This window comes from Capnocytophaga haemolytica (genome assembly GCF_001553545.1).
In the GTDB taxonomy this organism is placed as follows: Bacteria; Bacteroidota; Bacteroidia; order Flavobacteriales; family Flavobacteriaceae; genus Capnocytophaga; species Capnocytophaga haemolytica.
The window spans coordinates 2,375,042-2,391,013 of record NZ_CP014227.1 but is presented as its reverse complement, the minus strand read 5'-3'; the positions used below and the strand labels follow the sequence as shown (position 1 = coordinate 2,391,013).

The 15,972-nt window shown below is 45.8% G+C and carries 10 protein-coding genes; all 10 read right to left on the bottom strand.

Going from position 1 to position 15,972, the window contains the following annotated elements; genetic code table 11:
* Positions 1-24 precede the first annotated feature (24 nt).
* The 10 genes from AXF12_RS10560 to AXF12_RS10515 all read right to left on the bottom strand — a co-directional run bounded on the left by AXF12_RS10560 (position 25) and on the right by AXF12_RS10515 (position 15,893).
* A complete protein-coding gene (locus AXF12_RS10560) occupies positions 25-1,176 on the bottom strand; it encodes a leucine-rich repeat domain-containing protein (protein ID WP_066430962.1) in 1,152 nt (383 codons plus the stop codon).
* Between the two features lie 54 nt (positions 1,177-1,230).
* A complete protein-coding gene (locus tag AXF12_RS10555; protein WP_066430961.1) occupies positions 1,231-2,217 on the bottom strand; it encodes a leucine-rich repeat domain-containing protein in 987 nt (328 codons plus the stop codon).
* A 142-nt stretch (positions 2,218-2,359) separates the two neighbouring features.
* Positions 2,360-3,433, bottom strand: a complete 1,074-nt coding sequence (gene porV, locus AXF12_RS10550; protein WP_066430959.1) for a type IX secretion system outer membrane channel protein PorV — start codon at positions 3,431-3,433, stop codon at positions 2,360-2,362.
* Positions 3,430-4,434, bottom strand: a complete 1,005-nt coding sequence (locus tag AXF12_RS12405) for a DUF8192 domain-containing protein (protein WP_066430958.1) — start codon at positions 4,432-4,434, stop codon at positions 3,430-3,432. The genes porV and AXF12_RS12405 overlap by 4 nt, the downstream gene beginning before the upstream one ends.
* Positions 4,435-4,544: 110 nt before the next feature.
* Positions 4,545-4,979, bottom strand: coding sequence for a DUF5958 family protein (locus AXF12_RS10540; RefSeq protein ID WP_066430956.1), 435 nt, complete (start codon positions 4,977-4,979; stop codon positions 4,545-4,547).
* A 535-nt stretch (positions 4,980-5,514) separates the two neighbouring features.
* A complete protein-coding gene (locus AXF12_RS10535) occupies positions 5,515-7,848 on the bottom strand; it encodes a glycoside hydrolase family 20 protein (protein WP_066430954.1) in 2,334 nt (777 codons plus the stop codon).
* 60 nt (positions 7,849-7,908) lie between these two features.
* On the bottom strand, positions 7,909-9,306 hold the full coding sequence (locus AXF12_RS10530; RefSeq protein WP_066430952.1) for an aryl-sulfate sulfotransferase: 1,398 nt from the start codon (positions 9,304-9,306) through the stop codon (positions 7,909-7,911).
* Between the two features lie 312 nt (positions 9,307-9,618).
* Entirely contained in the window at positions 9,619-11,118 is a 1,500-nt protein-coding gene (locus AXF12_RS10525) for a toxin-antitoxin system protein (protein ID WP_231909906.1), read from the bottom strand.
* Positions 11,119-11,126: 8 nt separating this feature from the next.
* On the bottom strand, positions 11,127-12,785 hold the full coding sequence (locus tag AXF12_RS10520; RefSeq protein WP_066430950.1) for a RagB/SusD family nutrient uptake outer membrane protein: 1,659 nt from the start codon (positions 12,783-12,785) through the stop codon (positions 11,127-11,129).
* 12 nt (positions 12,786-12,797) lie between these two features.
* Positions 12,798-15,893: a SusC/RagA family TonB-linked outer membrane protein gene (locus tag AXF12_RS10515; protein WP_066430948.1), complete on the bottom strand. Its 3,096-nt coding sequence runs from the start codon at positions 15,891-15,893 to the stop codon at positions 12,798-12,800.
* Positions 15,894-15,972: the final 79 nt, after the last annotated feature.

The window sequence follows — 15,972 nt, the reverse complement described above, 5'->3', positions numbered from 1 at the left end:
TATCAACTTATTTTTAGTACTATATCAACGGATCGCCTGTATTTTATCTGTATAGGTGCTCCACCCATATTGCGTATCGTTCTTGTAAAGGCTCACACTTGCTGCCGGTACGTAGATCGCCTCTATCATTTCTAAACCCCTGCTAAAACAGCGAAACTTAGGAGCCGTTGCTTTTATAGTTAGCCTTTTGAGCTTATTATTGTTAAAGGCGTATTCATCTACAAAGCTTACATTCGCGCCTATTACCACCTCTTCTAACTGCTCACAATTCTCGAGCAGCCCCTTATTGATAGCCCTTAGTTGATTGGGCAAAGTGATAGAGGTCAAGCCCGTACACCACCAGAATGCCTCTTCGTCAATCTCGGTAATGCTGTCAGGTAGATGTATCTCCTTCAGGCTTTTGCAATTGTAGAAGGCACTTTTGCCGATGTATTTTAGTCCTTCGCTGAGCGTAACACTCTTAAGTAAGATGCAATTGCCAAAAGCATTTTCCCCAATGCTCACCACACTCTTAGGCAGCGCGATCTGCTCGATACCTTTGCACGCGCTGAAAGCTCCACTCTCTATTGTCTTTATGCCCTCTTCTATCGTTACCTCTTTTAGGCTTACGCACCCATTGAAAAGATTGGCAGCAACCACCCCTAAACGCTTTGGTATCCTCACCGTTTGCAGACTCTTGCAATCCGAAAAAGCCCCTGCCTCCACTTTCTTTATCGTTGATGGCAACTCAGCCGCCTCTAAAAGCTCACACCTCGAAAAGGCTGAAACCCCTATGTCAGTCAGCCCCTCGGGTAAGTTGATTTCTCGCAACATACTACAACCATCGAAGGTGTAGGCGTTAATCTTCTTTAAACCTTCAGGAAGCACTACATTTTCCAGCGTACTCATCATAGAGAAAGCACCGTCCTCAATCTCCTTTAAACCTTTCGGGAAGGTAATACGCCTCAGTGCCCAGCAGCTGTGAAACGCCCATCTATCAATCGTCTCCACCTTGCGCAGTCTGCTATCTGCCTGCATATCAATCTCAGTGGCACTATACTCCCTCCACCAAAGCAAGGTCTTGCCATCTTCGGTTAGCTCATACGCACCTTTGTACAAATCTGAGCCATCATCTTCTTTCTCTTTTGCGCAGCCACACAGCAGCAATACGCTCCATAGGTATACAATATACTTCATAAGTTGCTCGTTTATCTCTTATGGTTTTGCTTGGATTGCCCAGGCGTATTTTTTTCAGCCAAAAACACTGTCCCCTCTATACGTAGCTACACTCTCGGCGGGTACATAGATTGTTTTGATATGATACATAGTGGTGAGGGAAGGAGGTGCAAACTGTGGTGTGGCAGCCTCTAAGGTAAGTGTCTCCAAACTGTGGGTATACAAAAACGCCGAATCCTCCATTACCTTAACACCACTGCCAATGGTCAGTTCTCTAAGGGCTTCACAAGCCTCAAACGCACCCTTCCCGATGAATTGAACGCTGTTGGGGATTACGATCTTCTCTATATGTAGGTTGCGATAGAAAGCGTATTCCTTTATCTCCTTTACATTTTCGCCGATCACCACCTCTGCAATATTTTCACAATTGCCAAAAGCCCAACCATCAATAGTGATCACCCCTTTGGGTATCACAACGCTACTTAATGATTTGCACCCGCTGAAAGCCCCATTTCCGATTACCTCCAAGCGTTCGGGCAGGGTGATTTTCCGCAAACTCGTGCAACCTGAGAAGGCATCACCACCTAAGGTTTCCAAATGCTCAGGCAGCTCAACTGTGGTAATGCGTGTGCAATCCTCAAAAGCCGCTGGACCTATGGTTTTTAGCCCTGAAGGCAGCCGTACCGACTCCAACATTTTGCACCGCTCAAATGCCCCAGCTCCTATCTCCACCAAATGCGCTGGTAGGGTAACATTCTGCAAGTAGCGACAATACCCAAATGCCCTTGCTCCCAGTCGTTTTACATTCTCAGAAAGCACAATCTCCTCTAAGGAGTTATGAAACTCAAAAGCTCCTATGCCAATTTCCTCTGCGCGACTCAGGTTTTGGCTCTCGCGCATATGAATTTTCTTACTATCGTCATTAGTCCATTTCTCCAACACACGCCCATCGCTGCTCAGGCGATACGCACCCGCATACGCCTCTTCCTCAGGCAGACTCTCTTTTGGCTGACTACAACCACAAAGACAGCAAACCAATATTATTATCCCTAAAAACCTCATATTCTCTCAAAAATTAATTCACTTTGCAAAGATACAAATTAATTTTTAAAGAACAATGATTAATAATTAATTTTGCTATCTAAAAAATTGTACTTTTTAATGGAACTTAAGCAGAAAGATGTGAACACTTCTTAATCAGTCATTAGAAGACGTATTGCAATCCCGCGCGTAGTGAAGAATTCAGCGGATTGTTTGTGTTTGAGGTGTTAAACAAATATGCCACATCCAACTTAAACGAATGAAAGGCAAAACCTGCGCCCATAGTGATATACTGTCTATCGCCCTTGTATTTGTGCTGATGATAGTAGCCCGTACGTAGGAAAAACTGTTCATCAAAGGCGTACTCTGCCCCCACTGCCCAAATAAGCTCGTGCAACTCTTCGCTAAAACCATTGGGTGCATCGCTAAAGGAAGTGAATATCCCCTCGATAAAATCTTTGTCCTTCGCCTCTGTGCTGGGCACTAAAAGCTTGTTTACTTCGGTGAGCAACGAGAAGCGGTTGTAGCTATCTGTCATTAAGTGATACGCAACCCCAAGTTTTAAGTTTGTAGGCAAGAAAAACGATTTGCCTAAGTCATCGTACTTTACTTTTGCTCCAATGTTAGAAAGCTGAAAGCCAAAGCTATAGCTACCCGTGTAGTTTCCTATCAGGTGGGATGCAGAAGTGTAATAGCCTGAGATGTCAAAACCCAATCCGCGTGCTACTGCCTTGTCGTCTGTGGGTAATTGTAAGTTGGAATTGAGATAGCGCGCCGCTACCCCCATAGCAAAGTGCTCGCTGAGCTTAAGATTGTACGAAAGGTCGAAAGTAAATTCCGTAGGACGAAAACTACCCAACACGGTAGCACTTCCACCAAAATCCTGAGTAAGACTCACATTGCCGATACTAAAATACGTCAGGCTTGCACCCCACGCGCTGCGCTGCGTACGCTTATAATAGGTGATATTCCCCAGAAAAATGTCCTTCACGAGTTTGTTGAGATAGGGCGTGTAACTCACCCCCACGCCCGAGGTGTTTTCCGTAAAAATATACTTAGCAGCGTTGTTACGTTGCGCAAAAGCACTTGGTTGCGAGCATACCCCCACCTCGCCCATACCCGCAGCGGCGGCATCGGTGTTGATAGAGAGAAACGGAAACGCCGTAGTGATAGGTTTTTCCTCCTGAGCGTGGAGAAATGTGTTGAATAATAAGCCTATAAGGAGTAAGTATCTCATTGATGTACCTTGTTTTTGCCTAACCGTTCCACTACTGTTTTTATGGGTACAAGGAGTTTAACCCAATAGGCGATAGCTCCATCATAACCACCACTTGCTTTCTTTTGTGCGTCATTAAAGATATATAAGCCTCCAATAGCTACCGGATGTATAGCTCCTGAAAAATACTCCTTCTTGCTACCTTTGGCTTTGCCTGAACTTCCTGTAAGAAAAGCTATCTTCTTATTTGTAAGGTTAAAATCTTCTGGATTAATCTTGAATACAAAGTTCAGATAATTTGCTTCGTATTCATTAAGCACTGAGGTGTCATCTATACCCATCTTATCACTGCTTCTTAGGATATCATCAGGTATCCCTGAGGCTCTTACTTGTGGATAGAGCACTTGACCTATGATGTTTCTACCATCAAATACGTTTACTTCATACCTGTATTGATTGTGTTGCTCACGTCGTATTTCCTTAATCTTGATGTTCCTATATTTTAATATGGGATACTTATCCAATAAGTCTTTCGTAAGAATATCTTCCCTACTCCACACATATTTGCATCCGTTGAAAGTAGCATTTATATGGTAAGTGTGTTCATTATTGGCAATAGACACTTGCATTTCTTTGAGGCTGCAATCTTGTATATTGCAATTAACTTTCTTTAGCTTCTTTTGAATGAGCTTTTCATTGATAATTTGCTCTTGGTGTGAGTTGTACACGTAGAAAACATAATCGTATGCACATTCCTTAGCCTGATAGTTCTCTGCAATCAGCACGTAGCGTACAGGGTAGGACAGGTTAAAAGTTGTTGGTATGCTCTCTCTGGGAACTTGCTTGTTGTAATAAACATAAGCAACTTTTTTATTGAGAACAGCTATATAGCCTTTGTTGAGGGTGTAAACGCTATCCTTCGAAGACAATTCCTGTGATTTTATCCGTTCTGAGGTGCTTACCTCTTGGGCAAACGCACTATATCCAATGAACGATAAAAGTATTAAAATGTTATTTTTCATATTTATGATTATTTATCTCAGGCTACAAAGTTAGAGAATATTTTTTGAAAAACTGTAATAAAGAATGGTTAAAATTCCTGTTCTGAAAACCAATCTCTCCAATCCATCATTTATAAATTACAGGCGTTTTCTATCATTCTCATTCTCTCTGGGTCGGACATATCCCAATACCACCACTTCTGAGGGGTGTTTTTCTCTTTAAAATACCGCCTTTGATAAGCAATTTTAAATAGATGCAAGAATAAGATAAGAACTTTCTCCAATTCCTCCTCAGGAAGGTAAATTATCTTTATCAAGTTATGGTATTCTTTTCCTCCTTTTTTCAATAATACACAAGGGGTAAAAGTTGGTCGCAATTTACTATTTACAATAGAATTAGAAACATCTTCTTTCTCAGGTTTTGATTGTATTATAAGCAAGGAAAGTTCTTTGAGATATTCTCTTTTCTGATCTACGTTAAACTTACAGAAGTATGTTGTAATTTCTTTTTCCTCAACAAGCCCCTGTGCATATTTGTTTAGCTGTATTTCTTCAGTATCTATCATCTTAATTAGGGTATATTCTTAGTGTAAATCACCTTTACTCCTTATTCTCTTTTATCTCAGCAGAGCCATCAGTACTGTAATATTTATGGATAGAGTATGTTTTTATGGTTAATTTTAGCAGCAAAGGTACAAACGATATTTTTATTCTACAAGTCTTTTCTCAAAAAAACTAAGTCAATCACATAAAAGTACGAGTTTATAAGTGTGTAAAGTGTGTAAAATAGGTCGTTTTGGGTGGCTTTATAATTCGTTGATCGTTCGTTGATTGTATGCTAAACCTAATACTAACCTAATACCAACCTAATACTATGGTAATACTTCCCTTTGGGGTGAACGGCAAGTGAACGGTAGGAGAACGGTAAGTGAACCCGAGATCCAGTCGAGATCAGCAGTGCTCTGTTGGGGAATATATGGGGTAAGACGTAAGTCTCACACGATTGCGTTATCAAATAACAAAAAGCGACACCATTTACTGATGCCGCTTCGGGTGAAGTATGAAAAGGAGCTTTATGGATCTTTATCTTGAATTGGTGGGTTAATTCAGCTGTATTTCATCAACAAACAGTAGGGCAGGGGTGCCTTTGCCTTCGTGCCAATCGGGTATGGTGCTGCCTACAAGGGCGACCTTTACGTAGCGAGCGGTCGTCTTGGGGAAGGTCAGTGTGATAGGCACTCGCGCTATAGGGTCGGAGGATTGAGCTGTGGGGAGTTCTTTTTCAGCGATAAGACTGAAGTTGTTGCCATCGGCAGAGCCGTAAAGAGCTACTTTTGCCGCTGGGAATATCCAGTTAGGTGTATCGGCAAGAGAGGCTGTTTTTAGGCTACTAAAGGTCTCATTTTTGCCTAAGTCAATCACCGCTACTAAGCCTACGCTACCAGGGAACCCTACCCAATTGCCATCGATAAAGGAATTAACCCCTATCTTAGCATCTACCAAGGCAGCAGCCCCACCAAAGGTATAGCGTGCATTGGTTTCAGTGAGGAGCTTTATAGGTTTATACGTAGCCTTGTTAAAGTGGGATTGGTAGGTAAACAGCCCGCTTACAGTGTCCTTGTGCACAGCTATTGCTTTGAGGAGCACTTCGCCAGAGAGCTTGAGTGGGGCTTTGTAAAGTGTCTTTTGCTTCATCGGGTCGCTGCCGTCGGTGGTGTAGTAGATCTTTCCGCCGCCCAAAGTGAGCAGCTTTACTTCGATACCCTTCTTGTCAGCAGCAGGCTGTATTATAGGAGTTATACCGTAGGCGTGCTTAGCAAAATGATAGCCTTTAAGATGGTAATATGCCAAAAGGTGCGGCAATCGCTCTAAGAAATGGGCGTAATCCTTCTTTGAAGGCTGCGTCCAGAGCACTTCCGATAGGGCTGCTAAGCGCGGCAAGAGCATATATTCCACGTGGGCAGGTGTAGCGATATACTCCGTCCAGAGGTTGGCTTGTGCCCCTAAGATGTATGAACCTTGCTCAGCAGTCAATGAGGCGTCAATAGGCTCGTAATCGTATACTTTTTTCAAGGGGAGATACTCGCCTATGGAAAGGGGTTCTTTGGTAGGGTCTTCGCCTTGGCAATAGTCGAAATAAAGGTTATAGTGCGGGGTCATAATGGTGCGATTGTGTCGCTTGGCAGCTGCAATACCGCCTTCGGTACCACGCCACGACATCACAATCGCACTTTGCGAGAGGTTATCGCCCTCTAAAATCTCGTCCCACCCGATCACCTCTCTGCCTTTAGTTTGCAGGTATTTCTCAATGCGCGACACCACGTAGCCCTGCAACTGCTGCTCGGCAGTGTGTTTAGGGTCAGTACGCTTTAAGCCCAATTGTGCTATCTTCGTCTGACACTTAGTGCAGGTTTTCCAGCGTGTCTTAGGGCATTCATCACCGCCAATATGGATGTATTTAGAGGGAAAAAGAGCCGTTACTTCGTCAAATACGCCCTCTAAGAATTGATAAGTATCCTCATTGCCTGCACAGAGCACGTCGTCGAATACGCCCCATTGGGTGCCTACTTCATAGTCCTTGCCTGTACAGCCCAAGTTGGGGTAAGCGGTAAGTGCTGCCAAGCCGTGTCCAGGGATGTCAATCTCAGGGATGATGGTGATGTAGCGATCCTGTGCGTACTTTACGATGTCCTTAATTTCTTCTTGGGTGTAATAGCCGCCGTAGGGCTTTCCGTCGAACTTGTGAGGCTTGTCGCGCATCAGGTGTCCGATGAGGGTTTCTTTGCGTGTAGACCCTACCTCAGTAAGCCGTGGATACTTCTTGATTTCAATACGCCATCCTTGGTCGTCGGTCAGGTGCCAATGGAAGGTGTTGATGTTGTGCAGTGCAAGGATGTCGATGTACCGCTTTATGAAGTCGGCAGAGAAGAAGTGACGCGATACATCTAAGTGTGTGCCACGATAGCCAAAGCGTGGTGCATCGTCAATCACTGCTGCGGGAAGTTCATAGTGCGTTTGTTGCTCGACAGGTAGACACTTACGCAAGGTCTGAATACCGTAGAACACCCCTGCAGGGCTTGCACCTTTCAGAGTGATTTGCTCCTTGTGGATGTGCAATTGATAAGCCTCTTTATTTTCTGAGGGCAGACTGCTCTCTAAACGTATGACCTTCCCTGTAGCATTAGGCTTTACAGCGAGCGTAATACCTGTAAGTTCTTTGATATAATCGGCGAGGAAGGCGGCGTTTTGTACTAAGGTAGTATCGCCTGTGGGATAAGTGATCACCACCGAAGCATCTAAGGTGAACGGTGCTGCCTCAGTGTATTTTATGGATTGAGGCAGTGGTATCACTTCGTAATTGATTTTCGATGTGTGTTCAGCACTACTGCAACCGATAAGGGCAAAGCCTATAAAGGCATATAGGATTCTTTTCATTTCTGATGATTGGTTTAAATTCAGGTGTCAGCTTTCGGGTCTCATTATAGTTTTACTCTCTTAATATCTAATCTCAGGGATGTATTCCACTCTGTAGAAAGGTTCACCAAGGCTGATAGAGCGCAGTATTTTCGCTTTTGGACTACGGTCGGTAAAGAGTATCAACGATTTCACTGTGGAGGCGAATAGTAGCATATCCTTGCCGAATAGTTGCACGTTGCTACGGTTGCCTGAGCTCATCTCTTTGGGGATTTCGCAGTTGAGAGTAACCTCAACTGTTTGGCTTGTGGCATTGACCTTATAGCGCAGGGCTCGCGTGCCTATTGAGGTACCTGCTCTGGCGTTATCGAGTACCAGCACATCGTCAGGGGCTTGAGGGTTGGCACAGTGCATACCGTTGGCAATGCCACTTGCAGGCGGCACAATCGTGCCCTTCTTGCCCACGCGGTACAGCACTTTGCCCGTACGGGCGTCTATCTTCCAGAGCTCACTTGGTGCGTTGAAGGTCATATAGTAATTGCCTTCGCTGTCGTAGTTGAAGGAGTTAGCGTGTAGCCAATCGCCTTTGGTGTTCATAATATCAGGGTCATCGGCAGGGTTAAGTGTGCCAAAGCAGTCCCACGCTGAGACGAACTTACCGTTCTTGTCCAAAATCACATAGCCATCGCCTTTGACGGTCTCAGAGGCAGTGCCTCCGCGTGCCGTAAGGTCAAAAGGCTTGTCTACGTAAGTTACCAACGCCACCCCTCCATCGGGTAGTGGGCGACACTCGTGGTGGGCTGTTCTGCCTTTCATCTGTGGAAGTGTAGTGAGGTCGGTCTCCCATAGCACTTTACCAAAGAGGTCTATTACCTTGACCTTGTTGCTATTGTAGGCGAACTTATCAACACCAGTGGGGGTGGTGAGCAGGTAAAAATGCTGCGTCTTAGCGTCGTAGTTGGCTACTGATAATCCCTCAGACACAGGCTCATACCATAGGATTGTGCCTTTGGTGTCGGAGAGGAAGAGATAGCCTGGACGCCAATTGTAGAACAATAGATAGCCTGCGAGAGGTTCCTTGATTTCATCGGTGTTGAGGCTGGGCATTTGGGTGATGCTCTGTATGGGCTGAGTCTTGAAGTACTTCACGTCCGAAAGCAGTCCGTTGTCATAGCGGATACGGCAAGCGTACTCTGTGTTAGGTTTGAGGAATAGGAGTGTTTTGCGCACTACGCCATTGCCCTTGTAGTGATTGGTTTGTTGTAGTGAGGAAAGGTCGCTATCGGCACGCTCCCAGTACTCTATCTGGAACTCAGTAGGGGCTGAGAAGCGCATTGCCACCTCTCCACGCAGCAAGTTGGTACGGCTGAGGCTTACCTCAAAGCGTTCTAAGCCTCCTTCGTAGAGGCTGTCGTCCTTGGTCTGACAGGCAATAATAGTAGCAGCACAGAGTGTTATGATGAGAAATCTTCGCAGCATAGTTGTTAAATTTTAATAGAAGAGTCCGTTCAAAAGTTTATGATTTCAGTTTTAGTTATTAGAAAAAAATTCTGTTGAGGAGCATGTGGGGTTCACATGGGGTTCATTTTCCCCTTTTTCTGCTTCTTCTAAATCTGTAAAATGTTGCTTTAATAGAAAAATAAACTACATTTTGTTTGTTTAACCTCATAGTGTATATTTCAGCATTCAGGTTTGTGATAACTCCTGTGTAACACGGTATTATTCATAAAACTTTGGACAGACTCTTCTAAAGAAAAATCAATTTGCCATTTATAGATAAACAATGGTAGCTTAATAAGCGGTATATTCTATATAGTTTACTTTTGCCTCGATGGTGTCGTCAGGTTTGTTGCCTATCGCTTCGCCAGGCATCCAGCCGCGGTTTGTTTCCATTGAAGTGATAAAGGCAAACTTCACAGCATCGGCACCATAGTTGGCAGTTACGCTTGTATTAGGGATTAACTTGTCATCGAGGAAGAAGCTGATTTTGTAAACCCCTCCTTCATTCTTGAGTTCAATGCCTAATCTGTACTCCTTATTAGGGTCTAATACAGCGACATACGACTCTATGCTTGGGTTGCCAGAGTATACGCGTAGCAGCAATTGGTTCTCTTTGGCACCTAAGCGTTTACGCTCTTCTTCAGGTCCGTACCAAGCCATTATGGTGATGGCTTTCTCGCCGCCCACTTCTGAATAGAAAGTACCTCCTGCTTGGAATTTAAGGGCTTTCTTTACCTCAGGGAAACTCATCGCCCAAGTGTATTTGCCATAGCCTACTTGCGAAGCGTATTCTATCTTAGAGGTCTTGCAATAGCCATTGCCGCCGAGCACTAACTTGCCTCCTGCGATCTTGTTAAAAGCAGCGCCATCAGCCCCTACGTTTGTCCACGTTTTCCAAGCAGCAGGCATACTGTTGAAGAACCATTTGACGGTTTTGCCTGCATCGGGTTCCTCAGGAGCATCGATAGGGTTCTGTTGCTTGGACGGCTCAGCTGGATCGATGCTGTATGGGTAAGGCTGATAGGTTACGTAGTCCCAAAGTCCGTAATTGTCCTTAGTAGGGGTGGAATCGCCTACGAACTTGAGGTTCTCAGTGCTGCAGAAGATATGGAATGGGTACTCTTGTCCGAATTTGAGCTGCTGTTCGGCGTATTTTACCCCATCGATCATCCAAGAGGCTAAGTAGTTTCTGCCAATCATCTTCAAGTCGATCTGAAAGGTGTGCCAAGCGTTCTTTTTGATTCTTACCTTTTGGTGGAGATATGGGTTGGCTTGGCTGGTGATGTAGGCGATTACCTCGTCGTCTGCTAAGCCCAATTCTTTGCGTTCTTTGGAAGTGCCTGAGCCTACTTCGAAGTCGAGCTCGTGCTTATCGCTGTTCCATATCCACGAACCTATGCTGGCTCGTTCGCCTATGCCTAAGTCGGAGATGTAAGTGCGCCAAGTGTAAAGCCCTGCGCCAAAGCGCTTCTTGGTTTTGAGTTTTTGACGTTGGTGTGTGTTGGCCTGGGTGTAAATCTTCAATGCTTTCTTATCGCTACAATCAACACAATCTTCAATAGAAGAATTGTCCTTATTGGCATTATCCCCTTGGTTGGCAGTTACCCAACCTTCGGTAGAGGTAAAGTCCCATTTGTTTTCCTTGTTCTTCTGCACATTGCCCTGTCGGGGTGTGTCGATTTTGCTTAGAGGGTCGTCGCTAAAGCGCTGGTCTAAGTCTCCTTTGCTACAACTTATACTGCTGAGTATGGCTGCGGCTACGAATAATACTTTGCTATTTAGTTTCATCATACTATTTATTATTGTTCTTTGAAAGAACGGTTACTTTCTAAATTGGGGAATTTGCTGGTGTATACCTTTGGTATGGGGAAGTAGCGACGCTTGTCGTACTTCTTGAGTGGATTGCTTGAGAATTTAGGGTATACACTCCATTGTGCGCTTAGGAACCCTTTAGTCAGGCCTCTATTTTGTTCTTGCTTTTCGGTTTTCTCTTTGATAGCCTCCATATAGCTATCTAAGCGGTCTTTCCACAAGCCCATACGGATGAGGTCTATGCGGCGTACACCCTCGTTGTTGAGCTCAAAGAGGCGTTCATCGCATAAAGCACTGCGGAGGGCTTCCTTAGTGGTAAAAGAGGTAAGGGTGTAGTTGTGATTACTATTGCCAAAAGCCCGCTCGCGTATCTGGTTGATAAGGTCAATGGAGGTCTGGTTTACACCGTTGAGCTCATTGAGAATTTCAGCTTTGCACAGCAGCACATCGGCGTAGCGCAAGAGGGGGAGGTTGTTGGGTGTATTATAGTCGTATGTGCCCGACTTTTCGTAAAAGTACTTGTTGGTGTACACCTGCCCCAATTCCTTCACTTTGGGGTTGCTCTTGTCATTGTCCAAACTTCCTACTTGTGCTAAGGTGGGGGCTTGATATTTGATGCCTGCCTTGTCGTATACATCGGGATATTCACCTACCAATAGGTTCTTGAGGCGCAAATCGTCTTTGTCGAATTTCCAATAAAGCTCCAAAGGTACGCTAAAGATATCCCAGCCCATATTGTAGCGCCAAGGAGTGAAATACAAGGCTAAGTCGTAGCTTCCTGAAGGTGATTTATCAGTAGAGCGCACTGCGTAGATAATCTCTGCATTATTGCGCGCTTCGTAAGTACGAGGGTTAAAGGGATCTTCAGGCTTTGCCAGCAGACTGTATTTGCCCGTGGCTATCACCTGGTCGGCATAGTTAAGGGCAGCCTGCCAAGCGGCAGTGGCATCCTTGCCTTCTTCGCTCAGGCGACCTGCTTTGCGCATATAAAGGCGCATCAGGTAGCCGTAAGTAGCTCCTTTGGTAGGGCGTCCTTCTGAACCTTCGTACTTGCTGGCATCCCATTGCAGCGGAAGGGTGTTCAGTGCAATGAGGAGGTCTTTCTCTATCTGCGCATCAAGTTCATCGATAGTAGCCAACGTAGGGTTGGCAGCCGCATCGTAATAGCCATTGGTGATCAGCGGCACTTCGTAGAAAATATTGGTGAGCTGATAGAAGGCAAAAGCGCGCATAAAGTGTGCTTCTGCCAATAGTTCTTCTTTCTTCTCTACGGGTTTGAACTTCTCATCGTCCATAAGGGTGATATTGTCAATGGCTACATTGGCACAGCCTATCATCTGCCAATTGCCGTTGTAAGCACGGGCTAACTCCACCGAACCGCCGAGGTTGTTATCGTTGAAAATCTCAAAGTCAGAGCCTGACTTATAGCAAGCATCTGTGCACAGATCGTTGAGGTAGAAAGTTGCTGGGTGGTTAGCTCCTTTTAGGTAGCGGTAGATGCCATTGACTCCCTCTTGGGCGTTCTTCTCTGTTACATAAGCGTTGTGGGTAGTGTATACCGATTCGAGGTCTTCATTGAGCTCACACGAACTAAAGGCAACCGCTAATGCTACTGTAAGAGGATATATTTTGTAAATCGTTTTCATCGTCTTTCTTTTTTAAAAGGTTATTTTTACTCCGAAGTTAATGGTTCTGTAAGCAGGATAAGAGTTCAGGTCTAATCCTTGTGAAGTAGCACTGCTGCCATTGCTGCTGATGTCGGGGTCAAAGCCTTGGTACTTGGTGAGGGTAAAGACATTCTGTGCCCCGACCGACATACGGATGGCACTAATGCCTTTCAAATGCCATTTCTCACCGAGCATTGTGTAGCCAAGCTCTATGTTGCGGAGCTTTAAGAAATCGGCATCTTCCACAAAGCGCGAATTGATGTATGAACCGTATTTCACTTCGGCGTTGCGCTGGTAACCTTTGCGAGGTACCTCGTTTGAAGGGTTGCCTGGCACTGTATAGTTTTTGCCTGCTGCATCTTGCATCACACGTCCGCCTTTTGTCCAGCGAGCTTGCGAATCTTTTAGGCGGTTGTTATCCTCTAAGTAAATACGTGTAAGGTTCAGCATCTTAGCCCCAAGCGATGCCTCAAAGAAGAAATTTAAGTCAAAATCTTTATACGCAAAACTGTTGTTAAGCCCTATGATCGTCTTGGGGATACCTGTGCCAAGCACCTTGCGGTCTTTCTCGTTGATCACACCATCGCCATTAAGGTCTTTGAACTTAGGGTCGCCAGGCACTGAGTTAGGCTGTGGCGCGTACTTTTCGCCCTCTTGTAGAATGCCGTCAAACTCATAGCCATAGATCGCACTCAGCGGCTCTCCTTCTTTGAGAATCATATACTCCTTTTCATCATAAGAACCGTGCGGCCGTATGTACTGAAAGCGCGGTTGCCCGTCGTTGAGCTTGAGCACCTTGCTCTTATTGTGCGAGAAGTTCAGTGCGGTGTTCCACACAAAGCCGCCTTTATCTATATTGGTTGATTTAACCACAAATTCAAACCCTCGATTCTCAACCTCACCGTTATTGACCATCATAGCGGTGTATTCAAAGGTTTTGCCGCCCGATGGGGTGTAGTTAGGGAAGCCACCTGATGGGTGAATAGGGTCGGGATTGAGCAAATCCTTGGTGTGCTTCACGTAGTAATCAAAGCTGATCTCTAACCGATTCTTAAAGGCTGCCACATCAGCACCTATGTTCCATTGGGCAGTAGTTTCCCAACGCAAACGAGGGTTATATGGGTTGGATGGGTACATCCCTTTCTGGATACCATCTCCACCGATATGCACATCGCGTACGGAGTATTGGTATTGCGAAAGCCCAAAGCGGATACCATCGTTACCACTCATCCCATAGCTGGTGCGCACCTTAATGCGTGAGAAGGTAGGCTGTGCAAAAGCCATAAAAGTCTCATCGCCTAAGTTCCAAGCCAGCGACCCTGCTGGGAAAAGCCCCCAGCGATAGTCAGCCCCAAATACCGACGAACCGTCAGCACGCAGCGACGCATTGAAGATGTAACGGTGATTGAGCACATACTCCACACGCCCAAAAGCAGAGGCTTTGGTAAGTGAATTATTGCCCGAACCGATCCAGTCGATATGCTCAGCAGCTCCCATATTCTTAAATGAAAATACGTCGGAGGCAAACCCGTAAGCCTGCACTTCATCGCCTTGTCCGCGCTGGTAGATGTACGAACTACCCCCGATGAGCTTAAAGTCGTGATGGTCATTAATCGTAGGGTGAAAGGTAAGCACCCCTTCTACCTGATGCTTCGAGTTCTCCTCGTGGCTGAGAAATGCCTCACCATTGCGCGGACCTCCGATAAGGGTGGAAGTGTCGTAGTACTTCTCTGTCTTCAGATGGTCGTAAGCGTAAGTGTATCGTCCTGTGAACATCAGCGATGGCAGCAGGTCAATATCCGTAAAAACAGTAGCGTACAGCGTGTTGAAGGTATTGTACAGTTGCGCGCCGTTCATCTCCTCAAACACCCCTGGTCGGCGCGCTTTCAGTCCGAAAACATCGTAACCCTCCTTGTTCTTCCAAGGTTCAAGATTGAATATACGGTACATAATGTTCTTATCCGATGAGTTGGTACCCATATCCAAGAAACGCTTCTTCGAATGCGAAAAACTAAGGTTAGCACCCGTGCGCACCCTGTTGCTCACCTTGAAATCTACGTTCAGCCTACCGCCGTATCGGTCGTAGTCTGTGTTGAGCAGTATCCCAGGTTCTTCCAAATAATTAGCTGATAGAAAAGCCCTCAAACGCTCGCCGCCACCACTGACGGAAAGCTGGTGAAGCACCGTAAAAGCATCGTGTGTAGTCTCTTTGAGCCAATCAGTGCCCTTGCCCCTGTAACGAGCCTGCTCAGCAGTCCATTCACTGCTCTTAGCCTCAGGGTCTTGCTCGTAGAGGCGGCGACTCAGCGCAATGGTTTCGCCTGCGTCGAGCAGCTTCCAAGGGTTAAACATCTTCTTATAAGCCATCTGGTTCGAGTATTCAATGTGGAAAGTGCCTTCCTTGCCCTTCTTCGTGGTGATAAGGATCACCCCATTCGCCCCACGCGCCCCGTAGATCGCCGTAGTGGAAGCATCTTTCAATATCTCTATGGACTCAATGTCGTCCACATTCACTTGCGACATATTATCCGTCTGGAACCCGTCAATCACGTACAGCGGTTCGTTCTCAGCACTTACCGATGAGGCACCGCGCACGCGGATGGACACCTTCCCTCCTGGTTCGAGCGAGTTCTGTCGCACTTGCACCCCTGAGGCACGTCCCTTGAGCATCTGCGACATATCCGCCACCACGCCCGCCTTCACATCATCTGTTTTCAATGAGGTGATAGCCCCCGCGAGGTCGCGTTTCTTAGTCGTACCGTAGCCCACGATCACCACATCGTCAAGCGTTACTTGGTCAGCAGCGAGTGCTACGTTGAGTTGGGTAGTTGTAGCCGTAACTTTGATGGCTTTAGTAGTATAGCCTATAAAACTCACTTCCAAAGTCTTACCAACCTCTACAGCAATGGAGTACTTCCCGTTCATATCGGTACTCACTCCCTTTGAACTTCCTTTTACCACTACCGAAGCCCCCATCAAGGGTTCTTTGGTACTTGCATCCGACACAATACCGCTGATGGTGCGCTGTTGCGCATACCCCCAACTGAGGCACAACAGCAATACTGCTAAAAATAGATTTCTTTTCATACAATGATGGTTGTTTGATTGTTTCGAATCGTTTTGATGTGCCAAAAGTACAAAACAAACCCAATTGCGCTGGTTCAAT

Bases quoted from the DNA above. Each gene is read 5' to 3' on its own strand.
- AXF12_RS10555 (WP_066430961.1), bottom strand. From the start codon at position 2,217: ATGAGGTTTTTAGGGATAATAATATTGGTTTGCTGTCTTTGTGGTTGT.
- AXF12_RS10535 (WP_066430954.1), bottom strand. From the start codon at position 7,848: ATGAAAAGAATCCTATATGCCTTTATAGGCTTTGCCCTTATCGGTTGC.
- AXF12_RS12405 (WP_066430958.1), bottom strand. From the start codon at position 4,434: ATGAAAAATAACATTTTAATACTTTTATCGTTCATTGGATATAGTGCG.
- AXF12_RS10530 (WP_066430952.1), bottom strand. From the start codon at position 9,306: ATGCTGCGAAGATTTCTCATCATAACACTCTGTGCTGCTACTATTATT.
- AXF12_RS10515 (WP_066430948.1), bottom strand. From the start codon at position 15,893: ATGAAAAGAAATCTATTTTTAGCAGTATTGCTGTTGTGCCTCAGTTGG.
- AXF12_RS10540 (WP_066430956.1), bottom strand. From the start codon at position 4,979: ATGATAGATACTGAAGAAATACAGCTAAACAAATATGCACAGGGGCTT.
- AXF12_RS10560 (WP_066430962.1), bottom strand. From the start codon at position 1,176: ATGAAGTATATTGTATACCTATGGAGCGTATTGCTGCTGTGTGGCTGC.
- AXF12_RS10520 (WP_066430950.1), bottom strand. From the start codon at position 12,785: ATGAAAACGATTTACAAAATATATCCTCTTACAGTAGCATTAGCGGTT.
- AXF12_RS10525 (WP_231909906.1), bottom strand. From the start codon at position 11,118: ATGATGAAACTAAATAGCAAAGTATTATTCGTAGCCGCAGCCATACTC.
- porV (WP_066430959.1), bottom strand. From the start codon at position 3,433: ATGAGATACTTACTCCTTATAGGCTTATTATTCAACACATTTCTCCAC.